The organism is Paenibacillus sp. WLX2291 (assembly GCF_046603665.1).
Lineage (GTDB): Bacteria > Bacillota > Bacilli > Paenibacillales > Paenibacillaceae > Saccharibacillus.
The window spans coordinates 1,175,542-1,191,974 of the sequence record NZ_CP176755.1 but is presented as its reverse complement, the minus strand read 5'-3'; the positions used below and the strand labels follow the sequence as shown (position 1 = coordinate 1,191,974).

The 16,433-nt window shown below is 49.8% G+C and carries 14 protein-coding genes; 3 read left to right on the top strand and 11 right to left on the bottom strand.

Annotated elements, in window-relative coordinates:
- The first annotated feature begins 397 nt into the window (after positions 1-397).
- From ACDE64_RS05200 to ACDE64_RS05190, 3 genes are all read left to right on the top strand, one after another.
- Complete coding sequence (locus ACDE64_RS05200) at positions 398-757, top strand: carboxymuconolactone decarboxylase family protein (RefSeq protein WP_411346705.1); 360 nt, start codon at positions 398-400, stop codon at positions 755-757.
- Positions 758-1,229: 472 nt separating this feature from the next.
- Positions 1,230-2,444, top strand: a complete 1,215-nt coding sequence (locus ACDE64_RS05195; RefSeq protein ID WP_411349218.1) for an MFS transporter — start codon at positions 1,230-1,232, stop codon at positions 2,442-2,444.
- The gene (locus ACDE64_RS05190) at positions 2,445-3,095 is read left to right on the top strand and encodes a TetR/AcrR family transcriptional regulator (protein WP_411349217.1); all 651 of its coding nucleotides are present in this window, start codon (positions 2,445-2,447) and stop codon (positions 3,093-3,095) included.
- A gap of 89 nt (positions 3,096-3,184) precedes the next feature.
- Here the strand turns inward: ACDE64_RS05190 and bioB are convergent, their stop codons facing one another.
- From bioB to ACDE64_RS05135, 11 genes are all read right to left on the bottom strand, one after another.
- The gene (gene bioB, locus ACDE64_RS05185; protein ID WP_411349216.1) at positions 3,185-4,201 is read right to left on the bottom strand and encodes a biotin synthase BioB; all 1,017 of its coding nucleotides are present in this window, start codon (positions 4,199-4,201) and stop codon (positions 3,185-3,187) included.
- Positions 4,202-4,705: 504 nt separating this feature from the next.
- The gene (locus tag ACDE64_RS05180; RefSeq protein WP_411350234.1) at positions 4,706-5,167 is read right to left on the bottom strand and encodes a DUF1440 domain-containing protein; all 462 of its coding nucleotides are present in this window, start codon (positions 5,165-5,167) and stop codon (positions 4,706-4,708) included.
- Between the two features lie 306 nt (positions 5,168-5,473).
- On the bottom strand, positions 5,474-5,887 hold the full coding sequence (mnhG, locus tag ACDE64_RS05175) for a monovalent cation/H(+) antiporter subunit G (protein WP_411345431.1): 414 nt from the start codon (positions 5,885-5,887) through the stop codon (positions 5,474-5,476).
- Entirely contained in the window at positions 5,841-6,155 is a 315-nt protein-coding gene (locus ACDE64_RS05170; protein ID WP_411350233.1) for a Na(+)/H(+) antiporter subunit F1, read from the bottom strand. Before ACDE64_RS05170 ends, mnhG begins: the two co-directional genes overlap by 47 nt.
- A gap of 5 nt (positions 6,156-6,160) precedes the next feature.
- Entirely contained in the window at positions 6,161-6,637 is a 477-nt protein-coding gene (locus ACDE64_RS05165) for a Na+/H+ antiporter subunit E (protein WP_411349215.1), read from the bottom strand.
- A 3-nt stretch (positions 6,638-6,640) separates the two neighbouring features.
- Positions 6,641-8,227: a Na+/H+ antiporter subunit D gene (locus tag ACDE64_RS05160; protein WP_411345429.1), complete on the bottom strand. Its 1,587-nt coding sequence runs from the start codon at positions 8,225-8,227 to the stop codon at positions 6,641-6,643.
- A complete protein-coding gene (locus ACDE64_RS05155; protein WP_367054206.1) occupies positions 8,217-8,555 on the bottom strand; it encodes a Na(+)/H(+) antiporter subunit C in 339 nt (112 codons plus the stop codon). The genes ACDE64_RS05160 and ACDE64_RS05155 overlap by 11 nt, the downstream gene beginning before the upstream one ends.
- 1 nt (position 8,556) lies before the next feature.
- A complete protein-coding gene (locus ACDE64_RS05150; protein WP_411349214.1) occupies positions 8,557-11,487 on the bottom strand; it encodes a Na+/H+ antiporter subunit A in 2,931 nt (976 codons plus the stop codon).
- A 654-nt stretch (positions 11,488-12,141) separates the two neighbouring features.
- Positions 12,142-13,368: a response regulator gene (locus ACDE64_RS05145; protein ID WP_411349213.1), complete on the bottom strand. Its 1,227-nt coding sequence runs from the start codon at positions 13,366-13,368 to the stop codon at positions 12,142-12,144.
- Positions 13,361-15,295 (bottom strand): sensor histidine kinase, encoded by a 1,935-nt coding sequence (locus tag ACDE64_RS05140; protein ID WP_411349212.1) that lies wholly within the window; start codon positions 15,293-15,295, stop codon positions 13,361-13,363. Before ACDE64_RS05140 ends, ACDE64_RS05145 begins: the two co-directional genes overlap by 8 nt.
- Complete coding sequence (locus ACDE64_RS05135) at positions 15,285-16,307, bottom strand: substrate-binding domain-containing protein (RefSeq protein ID WP_411345425.1); 1,023 nt, start codon at positions 16,305-16,307, stop codon at positions 15,285-15,287. The genes ACDE64_RS05140 and ACDE64_RS05135 overlap by 11 nt, the downstream gene beginning before the upstream one ends.
- Positions 16,308-16,433 lie beyond the last annotated feature (126 nt).

Genomic DNA, 16,433 nt, shown 5'->3' with positions numbered 1-16,433 from the left:
ATTATGTATGGATGAGTGTACATAAATGCAGATGATTCCATGCTGCACTGCAAATCGTATAAAAAAACATGGTGCAACGTCCCTAATACAGTCGAACATACGGCTTAAAACATTCATGCTTGCCTTTGAGCGCGCTCTAAGCGATACGCTAATTGTGCAGAGAGCGGATGCACTTCAGTATACATATGAATGATGAAGAGCGTATTCGTTATCAGCGTTATACTATTTCATTTTCAGGAGGATGATGATAATGACAAAACCTGTTTCCGCAACCCATACTTCCGACAACAAAAGCATGTCTCAACCCGCTCCGACTTCAACTTCAACTTCAACTTCAACTGACGATGGTACGGCTACATTCCGTGAGAACAATCGATATGAGCGCGGCTGGAACAAATTGCGCGAGATTGACGGTCAGGCAGGTGAACGAGTGATTGCGTCTTTGCAAGAGATTGCGCCAGATCTGGGACGATATGTGATCGAATATGCGTTTGGCGATATATATTCGCGCGATACGCTGGATGCAAGGCAGCGACAACTGGTGACCATATCCTCGCTCACTACGCAAGGTGGCTGTGAAGCACAGCTTCATGTGCATATTAACGCTTCGCTCAATGTAGGATTAACACCAGCCGAGATCGTAGAAGCGCTGATGCACTGCTCGCCGTATACCGGTTTTCCGAAAGTACTGAATGCAATCGCGGTTGCAAAACAAGTATTCAAGGAACGAGGATTGCTGCCGGTACAACAAGCGTAATTCATTGTAAAAACAGTACGATCCGGCGCACGAAGCAGGACGCAGACGCAGACGCAGACGCAGACGCAGACGCAGACGCAGACGCAGACGCAGACGCAGACGCAGACGCAGACGCAGACGCAGACGCAGACGCAGACGCAGACGCAGACGCAGACGCAGACGCAGACGCAGACGCAGACGCAGACGCAGACGCAGACGCAGACGCAGACGCAGACGCAGACGCAGACGCAGACGCAGACGCAGACGCAGACGCAGACGCAGACGTTCCAATTGTACTGATTCCGATCCGATACGCAATATCTAAACTGCCATACTCAATGTGCATTGTTGAGTATGGCAGTTTTGCGTTTGTGCGGCATTTGTGGTGCTCAGTCGCCGAATATCCTTTACAATTCCAAAAATCATCATTTATAATCGTTTACATGCTGTTAACAATTACTTTGTGTAATTCATTAAAAGGAGCTTACATACGATGACAAAATCACCTTCCCTTCAAGCCGGAAGTGGCTTTCCGCTTGGCATTTTGATGCTCAATCTGTTTATCGCACTGCTCGGTCAGGGGATGGTGATCCCGATTTTGCCGGAATATTTGAAGCAGTTTGATGCGGCAGGTACAGCGGCAGGTTATATGGTGGCGGCATTCGGTGCAGCGCAGTTTATCTTTTCCCCGATCGGTGGACGGATGTCGGATCGTTATGGACGCAAAAAAATGATTCTTGCCGGGCTGTTTCTGACGGTGATCTCGGATTATATGTTTGCGGTATCGTACAGTCTGCCTGCGCTATATATGGCGCGCTTTATCGGCGGAATCGGGCTTGGTATTATGGTGCCGTCGGTGCTTGCGTATGTTGCAGATGTAACAACGAGTACGACGCGGGCAAAAGGCATGGGGTATCTCAGTGCGGCGATGAATCTGGGCATGGTGCTTGGTCCGGGGATTGGCGGGATTATTGCGCAATACGGCATTCGCGTGCCGTATCTGGTCGCGGCAGCGCTAGGGCTAGTAGCAACGGTAATGACCTTGCTGCTCAAGGAAACCTTGCCACCTGAGCGTCGAACACAGCAGGTTCGTGGTCAACAGGCTGCGCCGTCGATGATATCGCAGCTGGTATCTTCGTTCAGGACTCCTTATTTTCGTTATTTGCTGCTCATTCTAGTGATGACGTTCGGGCTAGTCAATTATGAAACGGTATATTCACTCTATGTGGAGCAGCAATATAACTTCACCTCAGCACAGATTGCGATCATCATTACGCTAGGTGCGGTCATCGGGATCGTCGTGCAAATCTGGGCGCTGGATACAGTCATTCGCCGTATTGGAGAATACCGACTCATTCGTCTCTCGCTGATCATGACGGCGGTAGCGCTAGTGTTGATGCTCATTCCGGTGAATCTATGGTACTTGCTGGCGGTATCGGCGTTATTTTTTGCATTCAACGCCTTTTTGCGTCCCACGGTGAATACGTTGCTGGCGAATCATGCACGGGATGACGAACAGGGATTCGTCGCTGGACTCAATACAACGTATGGTAGTATCGGCAATATTGCTGGACCGATTGTTGCGGGTACGTTATTTGATTACCGCATTGGACTACCCTATATGATCGGGGCAGTTGTGTTACTGGCAGCATTGATGCTTACGCGCAATCAAACGGCGCTTACAAAGAGCGCTCATATGGAGGAATAAATGATGAAGCAACAGCAAACATGGCATCAGCAATTGCGCAATCATCATCGGGAGGAATTGGTACAGGCAGGTGCAACATTGTTTTTACAGCGGAATTTTCCAGATATTACGGTCAAGGATGTGTGCGATCAGGCTGGTATCAGTCGGGTGACGTTTTATAAGCATTTTCGCGATATGAATGAGCTGGTATTGGATGTGCAAATACACATTCTGCGTGATATGACCGAACGATTAACCGCCAGCGATCTACCGCAGACAAATGGGCGGCAGCGGCTAGCGGGCATTTTGCAGGCATGGGTCGACTATGCCTTCACTCATGGAAAAGAGCTGCGCTTTGTCGCGCTGTTTGATCTGTATTATGAGCAGATGCGGGTGGATGACGAGCTGCGGCAGCGCTATGCTCAATTTGTGCAGCACGGAACCGGACGTGACTTTTTGCAGGATGCGCTGGAACAGGGTGTACGTGACGGTTCGCTGAAGCCGCAGCTGGATGTATCCCATGCCGGGGTGCTTATTTTTCAGACGGTGATGGGTGTGCTGCAACGCGTCAGTATGACGTCTACGCCAGAGCTGCAAGACCGACATGAAGGCGATGTGGTCGTACAGCCAGTGATCGACATGCTGCTGGATTATGTGGCTGCACCGCAGTAATGATTGTTATAACATGATAAACTACGTCCGTGCTTATCCTAGATTCCTCATGCTTATTCTAGGTTCCTCATTTACGCTTGCTACTGTCTCTACCCTACATGATCCCCAAGCGCATTGTGCTCAATCTCAAAGCCCAGATCTTCGATCATCTGATAATCCAGCGTTGCTTCCTGTCCAGGCGTTGTAAGATAGTCGCCGACAAAGATCGAATTGGCGGCATACAGCGCCATCGGCTGCAAGGTGCGCAGATTCAATTCACGTCCTCCAGCAACACGAATTTCTGTAGACGGACAGATGAAGCGCAGCATCGCCAGAATGCGCAATCCTCGCATCGCTGGTGTATGCGGACGGTTTGCGAGCGGTGTTCCGGCAATCGGATTCAGAAAATTAACCGGGATCGAATCGGCACCTAGCTCACGCAATGCCATCGCCAGCTCAACAAGCTGATCATCGCTCTCCCCCATGCCGGCGATAAAGCCTGAGCAGGGCGACATGCCGCTACGCTTCACTTGCTCTACCGTTTCACAGCGCTGATCGTAGCTGTGTGTAGTGGTGATTGACGGATAATGGTCGCGACTGGTGTTCAGATTGTGGTTATATCGATGCACGCCCGCTTCGGCGAGCTGCTGTGCTTGCTGTTCATTGAGCAAGCCGAGACAGGCGCAGATTTTGAGCGGCATCGTAGCGCGGATTTCTCTGACCGCTTCCACCACCTGCTCCAATTCGCGTCCGCTCGGTCGTCTGCCAGAAGCAACGATGCAATACGTCCCTGCCTGACGGTTTAGCGCTTCACGCGCACCTGCCAGCAGCGTATCGCGATCCAGCAAGCTGTATTTTTGCACGGGTGCAGTGGAGATGATCGATTGCGAACAGTAGCCGCAATCCTCTGGGCAGAGTCCACTTTTGGCATTGATGATCATATTAAGCTTGACCTTTTTGCCGTAAAAGTGGCGACGGATCACATACGCAGCCTGCATGATTGGCAGCAATTCATCATCCTGAGATTGCAAAATCAATAGCGCCTGCTCATGCGATAACAGCTTGCCGTCTAGCACTTGCTGTGCAAGATCGTTCCAGTATGTAGGGGAAACAGTAGATGAAATCATGGATCGGATATCTCCTTTGGGATAGGCAATTTTCGATTGTTAACCTATAAATAAAATTAAGGTTAACAATTCATCCAACATGATTCTAGCATAGATTTCTTCCCATGACAAAATAGCCTCTATCCGCATTCGATGCAAGCATCGTCTTGTCTGTTGTTGATTATTACCTCATAGTTGCTGTTAGTTTCTTTTATTTTCTATTAATTCTACTTCATTGATTTTCACGTCTGCATGTCTCTCATCCCACTTCGTTACTATTATCAACTCAAAAAAGCTCCTTGCTGCAACGGCTCTACGTTTCCAACGATCAGAAGCATAGTCCATTTGCACAAAGGAGCTTTTTACCAGACACATGTTATTCGTAAATATCACTCATTACGTCTCATTGCACATTACGTTTAATCACCCATCAAGCGTAATTGCTTATTGAGCGTAATCCTTCACTCGTCTTCGCCATCATCCAAACAACGAAGATCTTCCACTATTGACGCAGCGGCAACCCTATTACAACTGTCGCAATGTCTGCTTACGATCCTGAGCGATCAGGAAGAAGGCAGTCGCATGAATACTCCATGCCCAGATAATATGACCGAAAAATTCCGAGAAATGCTCGTCAAACGGCTGGTTCCATGCTGCTGGTACGGTACCCATCACAGGCATTAACAACAGATGGAACAGAATCCAGATCACAATCCCGTATACTGCACCTTGCCACAATGTAATCTTGTGCCAGTATTGCGCCAGCAAAATATACAGCGCCGCGAACACAATCGCAAAGGCGAAGTGAATAATAAGCGCCACATAAAATACCTTCTGATCGGTCGAATAATACACAAACGCATGCGTCGTATCCTGTGACAATCCAAGCTGCTGCAACAGTTGCTGCGGCGGGTTGGTGGCATCCCGTGCCATCGTGCGTGGCGGTAGGATTTTCTCCCAACCAATCTTCACCATACCAGAGATCATACCGGCGATGAATCCGTACCAGATGCTTTTCCAAAGGATGGCGGATAAGGTAATGCGACTTGATCGGCTTGCTCGAATGCTACTCATCAACATCAACTCCTATTCGATTTCTCGTAACAGACATGATACAACATTATATACCCACTTGCATGATAGAAATGTCATATCCTTCTTTCTTTCGAGAAGATTTAGTAGGGTAGAAGGTTGCATGAGACAAGTGCTAGATCACAATCGTGCACTTCCTATATCTTCAATATGGCGCTTGGTTAAGCAGGTTTGACGCATCTATGGATCCATCTTGCCCATCTAATTTAATGGTTCACGCTCCGCTCGCTCGCGGTCGATGCCTTTTTCCTTGAGTGCTGGTTTCAGTTCGTCCTTTGCCAGCTTCCATAGCGGCACACCGGTGCGATAAGCAGCACGGGCGTTCAGATGACCAGCAATCGGCGCAGTGATAAACACGAATACGATCGCCAGCAGAATCCGCATACTCGGATAGCCGTCATACACCCAGAAGAATAGAAATGCTCCCGTCAGCACGAACAGCACCCCCAGCGTTGCACTCTTGGTCGCGGCATGTGCACGTAAATATACGTCTGGAAACCGAATAATGCCAAATGCACTCAGCACACTCAGCACCGCACCAAGAACAATCAGAATCGCGATGACCGGCTCACCGATCGTCTGTATTAGGCTGCTCGTCTGTATCTTCGTATTCATGTTCAATCACCACCCCACGTTCAATGTATTTGGCAAAAGCAACCGTTCCGATAAACGCTAGAATGCCGACCAACAGCATAACTTCGAGATACGCCTGTGTATCCAGCATCATCGACAGTACCGCGATCATGGCGATCAGGTTCACCCCAATCGTATCCAGTGCGGTAATGCGGTCGGTCATCGACGGTCCTTTGAGCACCCGATACATGCACCCGGCAATCGCCAGCGATAGCAGAATCAGCGTAATTAGCAGTGCAGTTTGCAACATTGGCATTACCGGGTCACCTCCTTGATCGCTTTTTCAAATGTATTGCGAATATCGTTCGACAACTTCTGTTCATCCCGAATATCAATCGCATGAATATATGCCAGATGCTGCTCCTTGGACACTTCGATCAGTACCGTACCCGGTGTGAGCGAGACAAGCGTCGATAATAGCGTCAGTTCCCAGTCGGATGTCAGGTCCGTTTCATACGTCAGAATGCCGGGATTGATATCCAGCTTCGGGCTGACAATATGCTTCAATACGACAAAGCTTGATTTGACCAGCTCGGAAAAGAACAACACAATCAGCTTCACCACTGCCCACAATTTACGTCCATAAAACGGCTGTGGGAAAAAGCGATGCAATACAAAGATCAGCAGCAAGCCGATCAGATAACCGATGACGAAACTGGGCGTATCCCATGAAGTATGCAGCGACATCCAGACGAAGGCAATTAGCAGATTCAGTACAATTTGGAATCCCATCTCTCATCCGCCTCCCAGTACAGCCTGAATATACAGTGTCGGTTCCATCAGCACACCCGCCGCTTCAGCGATGTAGGTCTGTATATAGCCTGCACCCAATCCGATCACGATGACGAGTACAAACAATACAGATGCCGAGCGCATGAGTACGACTGGCTTGAACATGCCCCAGCGATGCTCTAGCACATTCTCCTGTGCATCAGGCAGCAGATTCGGATTCCCCGCTTCGGCAATCCAGTCACGATATACATCTTCCGGTACATGATCCTGCTCATCCGCCAGCGGTCGTTCTTTCCCCCAGAAGCCTAGCATGAAGATACGCATGACGGAGTAGAGCATCACCAGACTGGCAGCCAGACTAATCAGCGTCATACTATACCAGCCTCGCTCCATCGCTCCCTGCACAATTAACAGTTTGCCCGCGAATCCGCTGAGTGGCGGTACGCCAGCCAATGCGAGCGCAGTAACGAAGAACATCCAGCCTGTCAACGGAATACGCCGGATCAGACCGCTCATCTGCTGCAAACGCGCCGTTCCCGCTGCACCGATCATCACCCCGGCGAGCATGAATAGTAGCGCCTTGATAATCATATCGTTCAGCATATAGAAGATCGCGCCTTGCATCCCTGCCATAGTAGCCGTTGCCAGACCAAAGGCGATCAGACCGACACCAGCGATCACGTTATACGCCAGAATGCGATTAATTTCGCGATAAGCAACCGCTCCGATGACGCCTAACACCATCGAGGCAATACCCAGCCAGCCGATCAGATCATATACAAACCCTGTATCATGATAAAAGATCAGCGTAAATGTGCGCATGATCGCATACAATCCTACCTTGGTCAGCAATCCAGCGAAGATCGCGGAGACTACCGTCGGCGGTGACGAATACGGACCGGGCAACCAGTAGAATAGGAACAGCCCTGCTTTCAGACTGAATACTGTCAACAGCAATAACGCGATGACACTAATGATGCCTGTCTGTCCGACTTCGGCAATGCGCTGTGACAGATGCGCCATATTGAGCGTGCCGGTCGCCGCGTACAGATACGCAAGCGATGCAACGAACAGCGACGACGAGACAATATTGATCAAAATGTATTTTAGCGTCTCGCGCAATTGCCGCTTGGTTCCACCTAGTACGATCAGCGCATACGACGAGATCAGCATCACCTCAAAACAAACAAATAAATTAAACAAATCCCCAGTCAGAAACGACCCATACACCCCTGCCAGCAAAAATTGAAAAAACGGATAAAAGTGATGCTTTTCCCGTTCTTCCCCGATACTGGCAAATGCATAAAAGAGACACACCGCGCCCAGAATCGACGTAGTCAGCACGAGCAGCGCTGCAAACATATCGGCAACGAGCACGATGCCATATGGCGCTGCCCAATTCCCCATTGGCAGTACCTGAATGCCATTTTGCTGCACATCAGCGATGATCCAGCAGGCAATCCCGATATTGAGCAGTACCGCGAAGATACCGGCAATCTTTTGAAAGTGGATATTGTTGCGTCCGAATATTTGCAATACCGCCGTTACGAGCGGAATCAATAGTGGAAATACAAGCAGATTATTGGCCACCTTTGCGCTTCACCTCCTCCATATCGTCCGTTTTCAGACGGATGTACGAGCGGTACGCCAGTACGAAGAAGAAGGCGGTCACGCCAAAGTTAATCACAATCGAGGTTAGAATCAGCGCCTGTGGCAGCGGATCAACATACGAACCGGATTCCTCACCGAGTAGTGGCGGGGCACCTGTTTTTAGCCGCGACATGGTTAGCAGCAGCAGATGCACCCCGTGCGTCAAAATCGAAGCACCCAGAATGATGCGCAGCAGACTGCGAGACAGAATGAGATAGACGGCAACAGCGAACAGTATGCCAACAGCAAGCGACATCCATATTTCCATATCAGCGGTCCTCCCCTATTTGTAAAATAATAATCATCGTCACGCCGATGACGGTTAGGAACACGCCCAGATCGAAGATCATCGCCGTTGCCAGCTCGGTCTTGCCGAGGAATGGCAGCTCTACATACGCAAATGTATGACTGAGGAACGGCATACCGAATAAGAAGGAACCTATTCCGGTCAGATAGGCAATACCGAGTCCCGTTGCGATCAGATCGCGATAATCAATCGGCACCACTCGGCGCGCCAGCTCTACATTGAATGCCAGCGCCAGCAGAATGAGCGCCGCCGCTGCCATTAGACCGCCGATAAAGCCGCCACCCGGATTGTTATGCCCGGCGAAGAACAGATACAGCGCGAACGTCAGAATGATGAATACGATCACCTTCGTACCCGTCGCGAGAATCACGTCATTACTTTTGAACAGATTCATATTTTCCGAGATGGTGCGTGTTTCCTTGCGCGTCCGACCAATCGGCACACTAGGTGCCAGCTCGATCTTCGGCTTTACATATAAGATGCGTGCGCCGGTATCGCGGACTTTCATTTGCAGCTGGATCATAGAGAAGATTCCCAGTGCAGCAATACTCAGCACAGTAATTTCCAGAAATGTATCAAAGCCACGGAAGTCAACCAGAATGACGTTGACCACATTGTCGCCGCCGCCTAGATCATGACTATTTTCCACAAAATAACTGGCAATACTGTCAAAGCTACTGCTTCCACTTGCCGCTAGCGACACCAGCGTCATAATCACCCCGACCCCAATCGCGATAATCGTATTCAGCCAGCGCGATACCTTTGTCGTTACTTCACGCCGCAGCTCTGGCATATGGTAAAAGCAGAGCAAGAACAGCACGACCGACACCGTCTCTACAATCATCTGTGTCAGCGCCAGATCCGGTGCGCGGAAGAAAACGAAGAACAGCGTCACCAGATAACCGACCGCTCCGGTCATAATTACCGCCGTTAACCGCTGACGAGCAAATGGCACGGCAACTGCTGAGCCAACTAGCAGAATGATTAATATGATCTCATAGATGCTAGTCGGTGCAGCGTTATCCAGTGATAACGAGATGCCGTCCGCGCGGAACAACCCCACCGCAACCAGCACGATAATAAAACCGAATATATATACCAGATAATGATGCACTGAACCGTTCATATAACGCAGCGTGATACCGCGTGACAGACGCTCTCCATAATGCAGCAAGCCGTCATACAATCGGGTCAGTGTGAATTTGGCAGGATACCATCGGTATACATGCTCCCAGCGCGGCAACAGCACATACAGAAGCGTACCGAGTAGAATAATGCCCACCGTCATCCACAATGCTGGTGTGAATCCGTGCCAGAATGAGATATGCACCTCATAATGTCCACTTTCTGGCACGAGACCCGGCAGCACCGAACGCATCGCTGGCTCAATTAGACTGTACGACAACAGATTCGGCACGAACCCGAATACTAATACGAGCAGCGCTAGAATGGCTGGTGGCAACAGCATCCCCCACGACGGTTCATGCGGATTCGTATCGTATTGCTCTGGATCATACGGTCCACGGAACGTCTTGAAGACCAGAACCATACAATATACAAACGTAAACACACTGCCGACAAATGCCAGAATCGGGAACAATATGCCCCATGTGCTCAAGCTGAACAGATCGGCATGCGTCAGCTCCACCATCGCTTCAAGAAACATTTCTTTACTCAAAAATCCATTAAACGGCGGCAAGCCCGCCATCGAGAATGCGCCGATACAGGAGATCGTAAACGTAATCGGCAACAGATTCATCAGCCCGCCGAGCTTGCGTATATCACGGGTGCCTGTTTCATGATCGACAATCCCGGCAACCATAAACAAAGCGCCCTTGAAGGTAGCATGGTTAATCAGATGGAAAATGGCAGCTGTCGTTGCGCCCGCATACAACAGCGATTCTTCGCCGTATCCGAGATGCACAGCCACTGATCCTGCACCGAACAGCGACATAATCAAGCCAAGCTGTGAGATGGTCGAATAGGCAAGCAGTGCTTTGAGATCGTTCTGGCGTACTGCCATCATCGAGCCATAACACATCGTAATGATCCCGCCCAGCGACACGATCCAGAACCACTCTGCTTCCCCTGCGAATATCGGGCTGAAACGTGCGACCAGATAGATACCCGCCTTGACCATCGTCGCTGAGTGCAGATACGCACTGACTGGCGTCGGCGCTTCCATCGCATCAGGTAACCAGATGTGAAAAGGAAATTGCGCCGATTTGGTAAATGCGCCGAGCAGCACCAGAATCATCGCCAACATGAACTGCGGATGATCCTGAATCTGCGACAAGGCAGCAATCGTCTCGCGAATGCTCCATGTGCCAGTCATGCCATGTAGCAGCACGAAGCCTGCCAACATAGCAAATCCGCCAAACACGGTGATGAGAATCGACTTCAGCGCCCCATACCGCGAGCGATCCCGTTCATACCAGAACGCAATGAGCAGGAACGACGAGATACTGGTCAACTCCCAAAATGTATACAACACAATCATATTATCCGACAACACAATGCCTAGCATCGCACCCATAAACATAAGCAGATACAAATAGAAGCGGTGAATCGCTTCCTGCTCTGGATCGAGATAATAAATGGAGTACAGCACAACGAGCGCACCGATTCCGGTAATCAGCAAGGCAAACAACAAACTTAGCCCATCTACATAGACCGCAAAATCAATGCCCAGCGACGGCATCCACGGCAAGGTCATCACACCGGTATCCCCTGAGCGGATCACCGGCAAGTAAGTAAGAAACAGCGTAAAGAGCAGCACCGGCAACATGAGCACAAACCAGCCGGTATGTACGGATTTTACATATTTGCGAATCAGCGGCACCAGCACAGCCAGTACAAATGGAGCCAGAATGGCAGCATGCAACACATACACCCTTGGACACACCCCCGAATTTTCTATTTTGTGTATGGATAGATTTATATCAAATCGGCAGCAAAGCCGATCCTATACCACGTCATTTCAAGCAAAACAGTGCAAAAACAAGCCCTGCTACTATATAGTACCCATAACCCCCCTACATCGAATTAGCCAGTCAGCTATTGATCTCCAATCTGAAACTCCCCAAAAAAGACAAAAAGAAGCCTGCGTTGACAGGCTCCTCCGGTTGTTACGTCTATGAAGTTATATCGTATATTCCCATTGTTGTATATACATACTGTCTGCATGATCATGGTTGGAAGATACAGGTTATTGTAAGCATGGAAATGGGAATGCGTATGATGCTTGCTGGGAGAGTGGTATTTCTTTTTTACATATTTGTGTCTGCTTGTATCTTGGTAGCAGTACATATCATGCAAAGATACTGCTCCACTATACTATAGCTGTTCCTTGACGGCAAGCTACTTCACACTATGATGTCCATTAATTCTATGCTAGAAAGACCGCCAAAGACCATACGTTGATCTGATTGTTGAGGTCTGATGATCTGATTATTCACGACTGATTCATCTAATTGTTCATGAACTGGTTCATCTGGCTGTTGACGACTGGCTGGTCTCCTTGTTATCATCGCGAGCTTCGCCTACATTAATGCGGAACCTTCTCGCGGCGATAGCGGTTGGGCGATACACCCGTCACTTTTTTAAAAGCAGTGCTGAAATAGTGCTGAGATTCATACCCTACCTGCTCCGCCACTTCCAAAATTGTCCACTCACTCTCCGCCAGTAGATGCGCCGCACGCTGCATCCGCACCTGCACCAGCAGATGGATAAATGAATATCCCAGTTCGCGCTTCATCGTCCGACTCAGATATGCTGACGATACTTGCAGCTGTTCTGCCAGCACATCCAGCGTAAGCTGCGGATCAGCGTAATGCTCGGCAATATAGCTACGCGCTCGCCGCACTAATGGCGATAGCTGAAGCTGTCCGTCCATCATCTGTCTCGCAAAGCGGTAGGCAGGTGATAGTGCATTCAGCGGCAAATCCGATTCATCCACATGACCGACTGGCTGGATATGCAGCTGGATATGCAGCCCGATATAATCGCGAACTGCTGTTATAATACGTTCACCAATATTGCGCTGCGGCAATTGCCACAGACAGAGCACGATGATACCGGAAGCATCACGGCAGGCTACAAGCGGAATATCGTTTAATAATTCAGCGGCGATATTTCCAATTGCAAATAGCAGTAGCTGACGGTCATACTCCTGAAGTGGCGGTCGCCCTTCCGCGTGACCAGACCAGCGTATCAGCAACAAGGCGGCAGGCAATTGTGTTGGCAAATCCAGAAATTGCAGCTGATGCTGCACTTCCGCATCCAGCAGTCGTCCATGCAGCCAATCCAGACAAAATTGCTCGCGTAGCAGCGGAATATTGCGCCGAATCTGGTCGGTCGCCTGCTTCAAATATTGCTCTTGCTGCCAATCCCCATTCAGCTCGGTCGCAATCTGCTTCAGCACACTGCGCAGATGCACCGGATCGACGGGCTTGAGAATATAATCTTTGACTCCAAGCCGAATCGCTTCCTGCGCATAGCTGAATTCGTCATGCCCCGTAATGATCACAAACCGACAGTCTGGCTGGTGCTCACGGATTCGACGAATGACCGTAATCCCGTCCATAAAAGGCATATTCATATCGACAAGCAAAATATGAATGTCGTTCTCCAAAGCCAGTTCCAGCGCTTCTTCTCCGTCTTCCGCCTCGGCGATGACGACCATGCCGAGCGCCTTCCAGTCTACCGACTCGCGAATACCCTCGCGGATAATGTATTCATCATCAGCAATCATGACCTGCAATCGTTCACTCATTGTCATCCTCCTCCTGACGAATCGTATGCGGTGGAAATTGGCGCAGCAGCGGCTGAGTCACCGTAACGATTGCTCCGCCCTGTTCGCCGCGCTGCAACGTCAATCCATACCGTGTTCCATATGCCAGATGAATGCGCGCCTGAATATTTAGTAGTCCATAACTGCCACTCGGCTCCGGTCCACGACTACCTAGCGTATCGAGCGGATGCTCCAGTTGTTGCTGCAATTCGGCAAGCCGTTCTTCAGTAATCCCGGCTCCATCATCGGTTACGGTATAGATCAGCATCTCCTCCTGCTGCTCTGCTCGCACCGTAATCATGCCCGGTCCACGACGGGCGCGGATTCCATGATAGATCGCATTTTCGACCAGCGGTTGTAGTAGCAGCTTGATCACATACACTCCCTGCAAATGTGCAGGAATGTCCAGCGTATAATGCAATCGGTCGCGATACCGGGTCTGCTGAATTTGTAAATAACTGCGAATATGCTGCTCCTCTTCATGCAGTGTAATAATATCACTGCCCCCGCTCAGACCGATGCGAAACAGCTTGGATAACGAATCGACTAGCTGCGAGATGTCTTCGGCACCCTTTTTCCGCGCCATCCATTGAATCGTATCCAGCGTATTGTACAGAAAATGCGGTCGAATATGCGCCTGTAGACTGCGCAGCTCAGCTTCACGCTTTTGCCGCTCCTGCCGACGATTGAGCCGTAGCAGATTGCGAATCTCGATAATCATCCGGTTAAAGCTGCGCCCTAGCATACCGACTTCATCACGGCGACTGCTCATGTAGCGAGCAGTCATATCCCCGGCTTCCGCCTTTTGCATCAGAGCAGATAAGCGATGAATTGGCTGCGAGATCGAACGCGCCAATCCGTACGAAGCCGTCAACCCGGCAAAGCAAACGATAAACAAAAAGATGACCACGTAAAAGCGAATCATCCGCGACTCCGCCACCGACTCGCTGAGCCGGAATACACCGACCGTTTTCCAGCCGGTATAGTCAGAGGTAGTATATACGAATTGGAGCTGCTGTCCTTGCATTTCACTCGTAAACACATCCTGCTGAGCAGATGTTAATGAGGACGCCAGACGGGCGGGAACAGATTGCTCAAATGGTCCTTTCGGCGAATAGATCGGCTGCCCCTTAGCATCGGTGACCATTAGGTAGCCTGTTTTGCCTAATCGTACATCTTTGGCGGCTTGAGCGATTACTCGCAATTTGAGGTCGATCAGCACCACTCCGCGCATATTGCCAGTATGCGGATCGTACAGCGCACGGGCGACCGAGATGACTTCGCTATCCAGATAATTCGTATGACTCGTCACATTGCGACCGGACGGATGACCGACGATGGTGAATAGCCCTTTGTTGGCGACTGCTTCACGATACCATGTTTCCCGTGTCAAACGTTGCTGCGGATTACGGGCGTACAGTTCGTTGCTAACATACTCACCATTGCGATTGACGATCAGAATACCGGCAATTTCTGGATATACCGTAGTAAAGCCCTGCAAAAACTGGCGCAGCTGATATACGGATGTACCAGATAACGAAGAATCCGCATGTTCATCGTCATTGAGATCAGGAGTTGCCGTATTGCTTAATGCCGCATTCATAAAATTCACAACACCGGAGTCAAAGCTGATCAGATACGTGATGCTCTGCATATGCTCCATATAGGTGTCCAGCGTCTGATTGACTTTGTCGATCAGTTGCAGCGTATTATCGGTCACCTGCCGCTCTATAATCCGGTCGGATGTATAGTTCACCATCACACCTAGCAAAATTGCAGGCAATATGCCAATCAGCAGGAACAAGGTAATGAGCTGAGTGTGGAGCGGCAGATTCTCAGGATGGTACTTGCGCCAGTCCTGTCGCCACCAGCGCAAGAAGCGATTTTCGCCTATAGATTTATTTGGCATAATAATCCCCGACATTATCCTTCGTGACGACCGATACACCGGTATCGACACGCACCGGAACCGGCGACACGATGCCGCTGAGCGATGGTGCAGGAACCGTCAGCCCATGATGCAAATGAAACAAATATTGCAGCGACCAGTAGCCCATATTCCATGTTCCTTGCGCGATGGTCGCATCAATCGTACCGGAGCGCACCATATCCAGCGTTTCCTTATTCGTATCAAAGCTAATAATGACCGGCTTGTCCTTGGACGTATGACCGGGAGCTTGCACCCATTGCTCTACCGCTGCGCCGACACCGCTAGCACCTGTTGCTTCGGTTATAAATACGCCGTTCAGTTGCGGATATTGGTTGAATAAACGAGTCATCTGCTGCTGTGCCAGAATGGCGTCGCCCTCGTCATTTTCCACAGCGACAATCTTCATATTCGGATGACGCTGCTTGATCTGTTGTTCAAAACCAGCTGTTCGGTCTTTGTGATTCTGCTGATTGCCGAGTGTAATAATCGCAATCTGTCCACTGCCACCAGTCCGATCTGCCATCTGGTCGGCGGCAAGAATACCTGCATTGCGATTGTCAGTAGCGAGAAACGAATACGATTTGCTGCCCGGTGCCTCGGCATCAAACATTACGACTGGAATGCCCTGATCGACTGCCTTATTCACAGCTTGCACAAGTAACGGCGAATCGATGGCAGAAATGGCAATGCCAGCAGGCTTTTTGGCAATTGCTTGCTCGACGATCATTGCCTGCTCGCGTGCATCGTAACGCATGGAGCCTTGATACTCTACCGATACATCCAGCGCCTCGGCAGCATCTTCAAACCCTTTGAGTCCACTTTTCCAGTATTCGATACCGGACTGGAAGGTGATCATGACGTACTTTTCGTTAATATCCCCCTTCATGCCCTGCTCATTCCAGGTAGAAGACGAATCCTGTGCCTGATATTGTACGATATAAATGATCAGGGCAATGACTAGCAAGGCATATACCCATAACATTTTGCGCATCACTGTTCTTCCCTTCGGATCATGATAATTGTGATCATACATCGTGGATGGATAGATAAACTGACGTTGATTGATGGTTGGCTTGCTTGTATAAGATGAGTGTAGATGGAACAACATCTAATATAG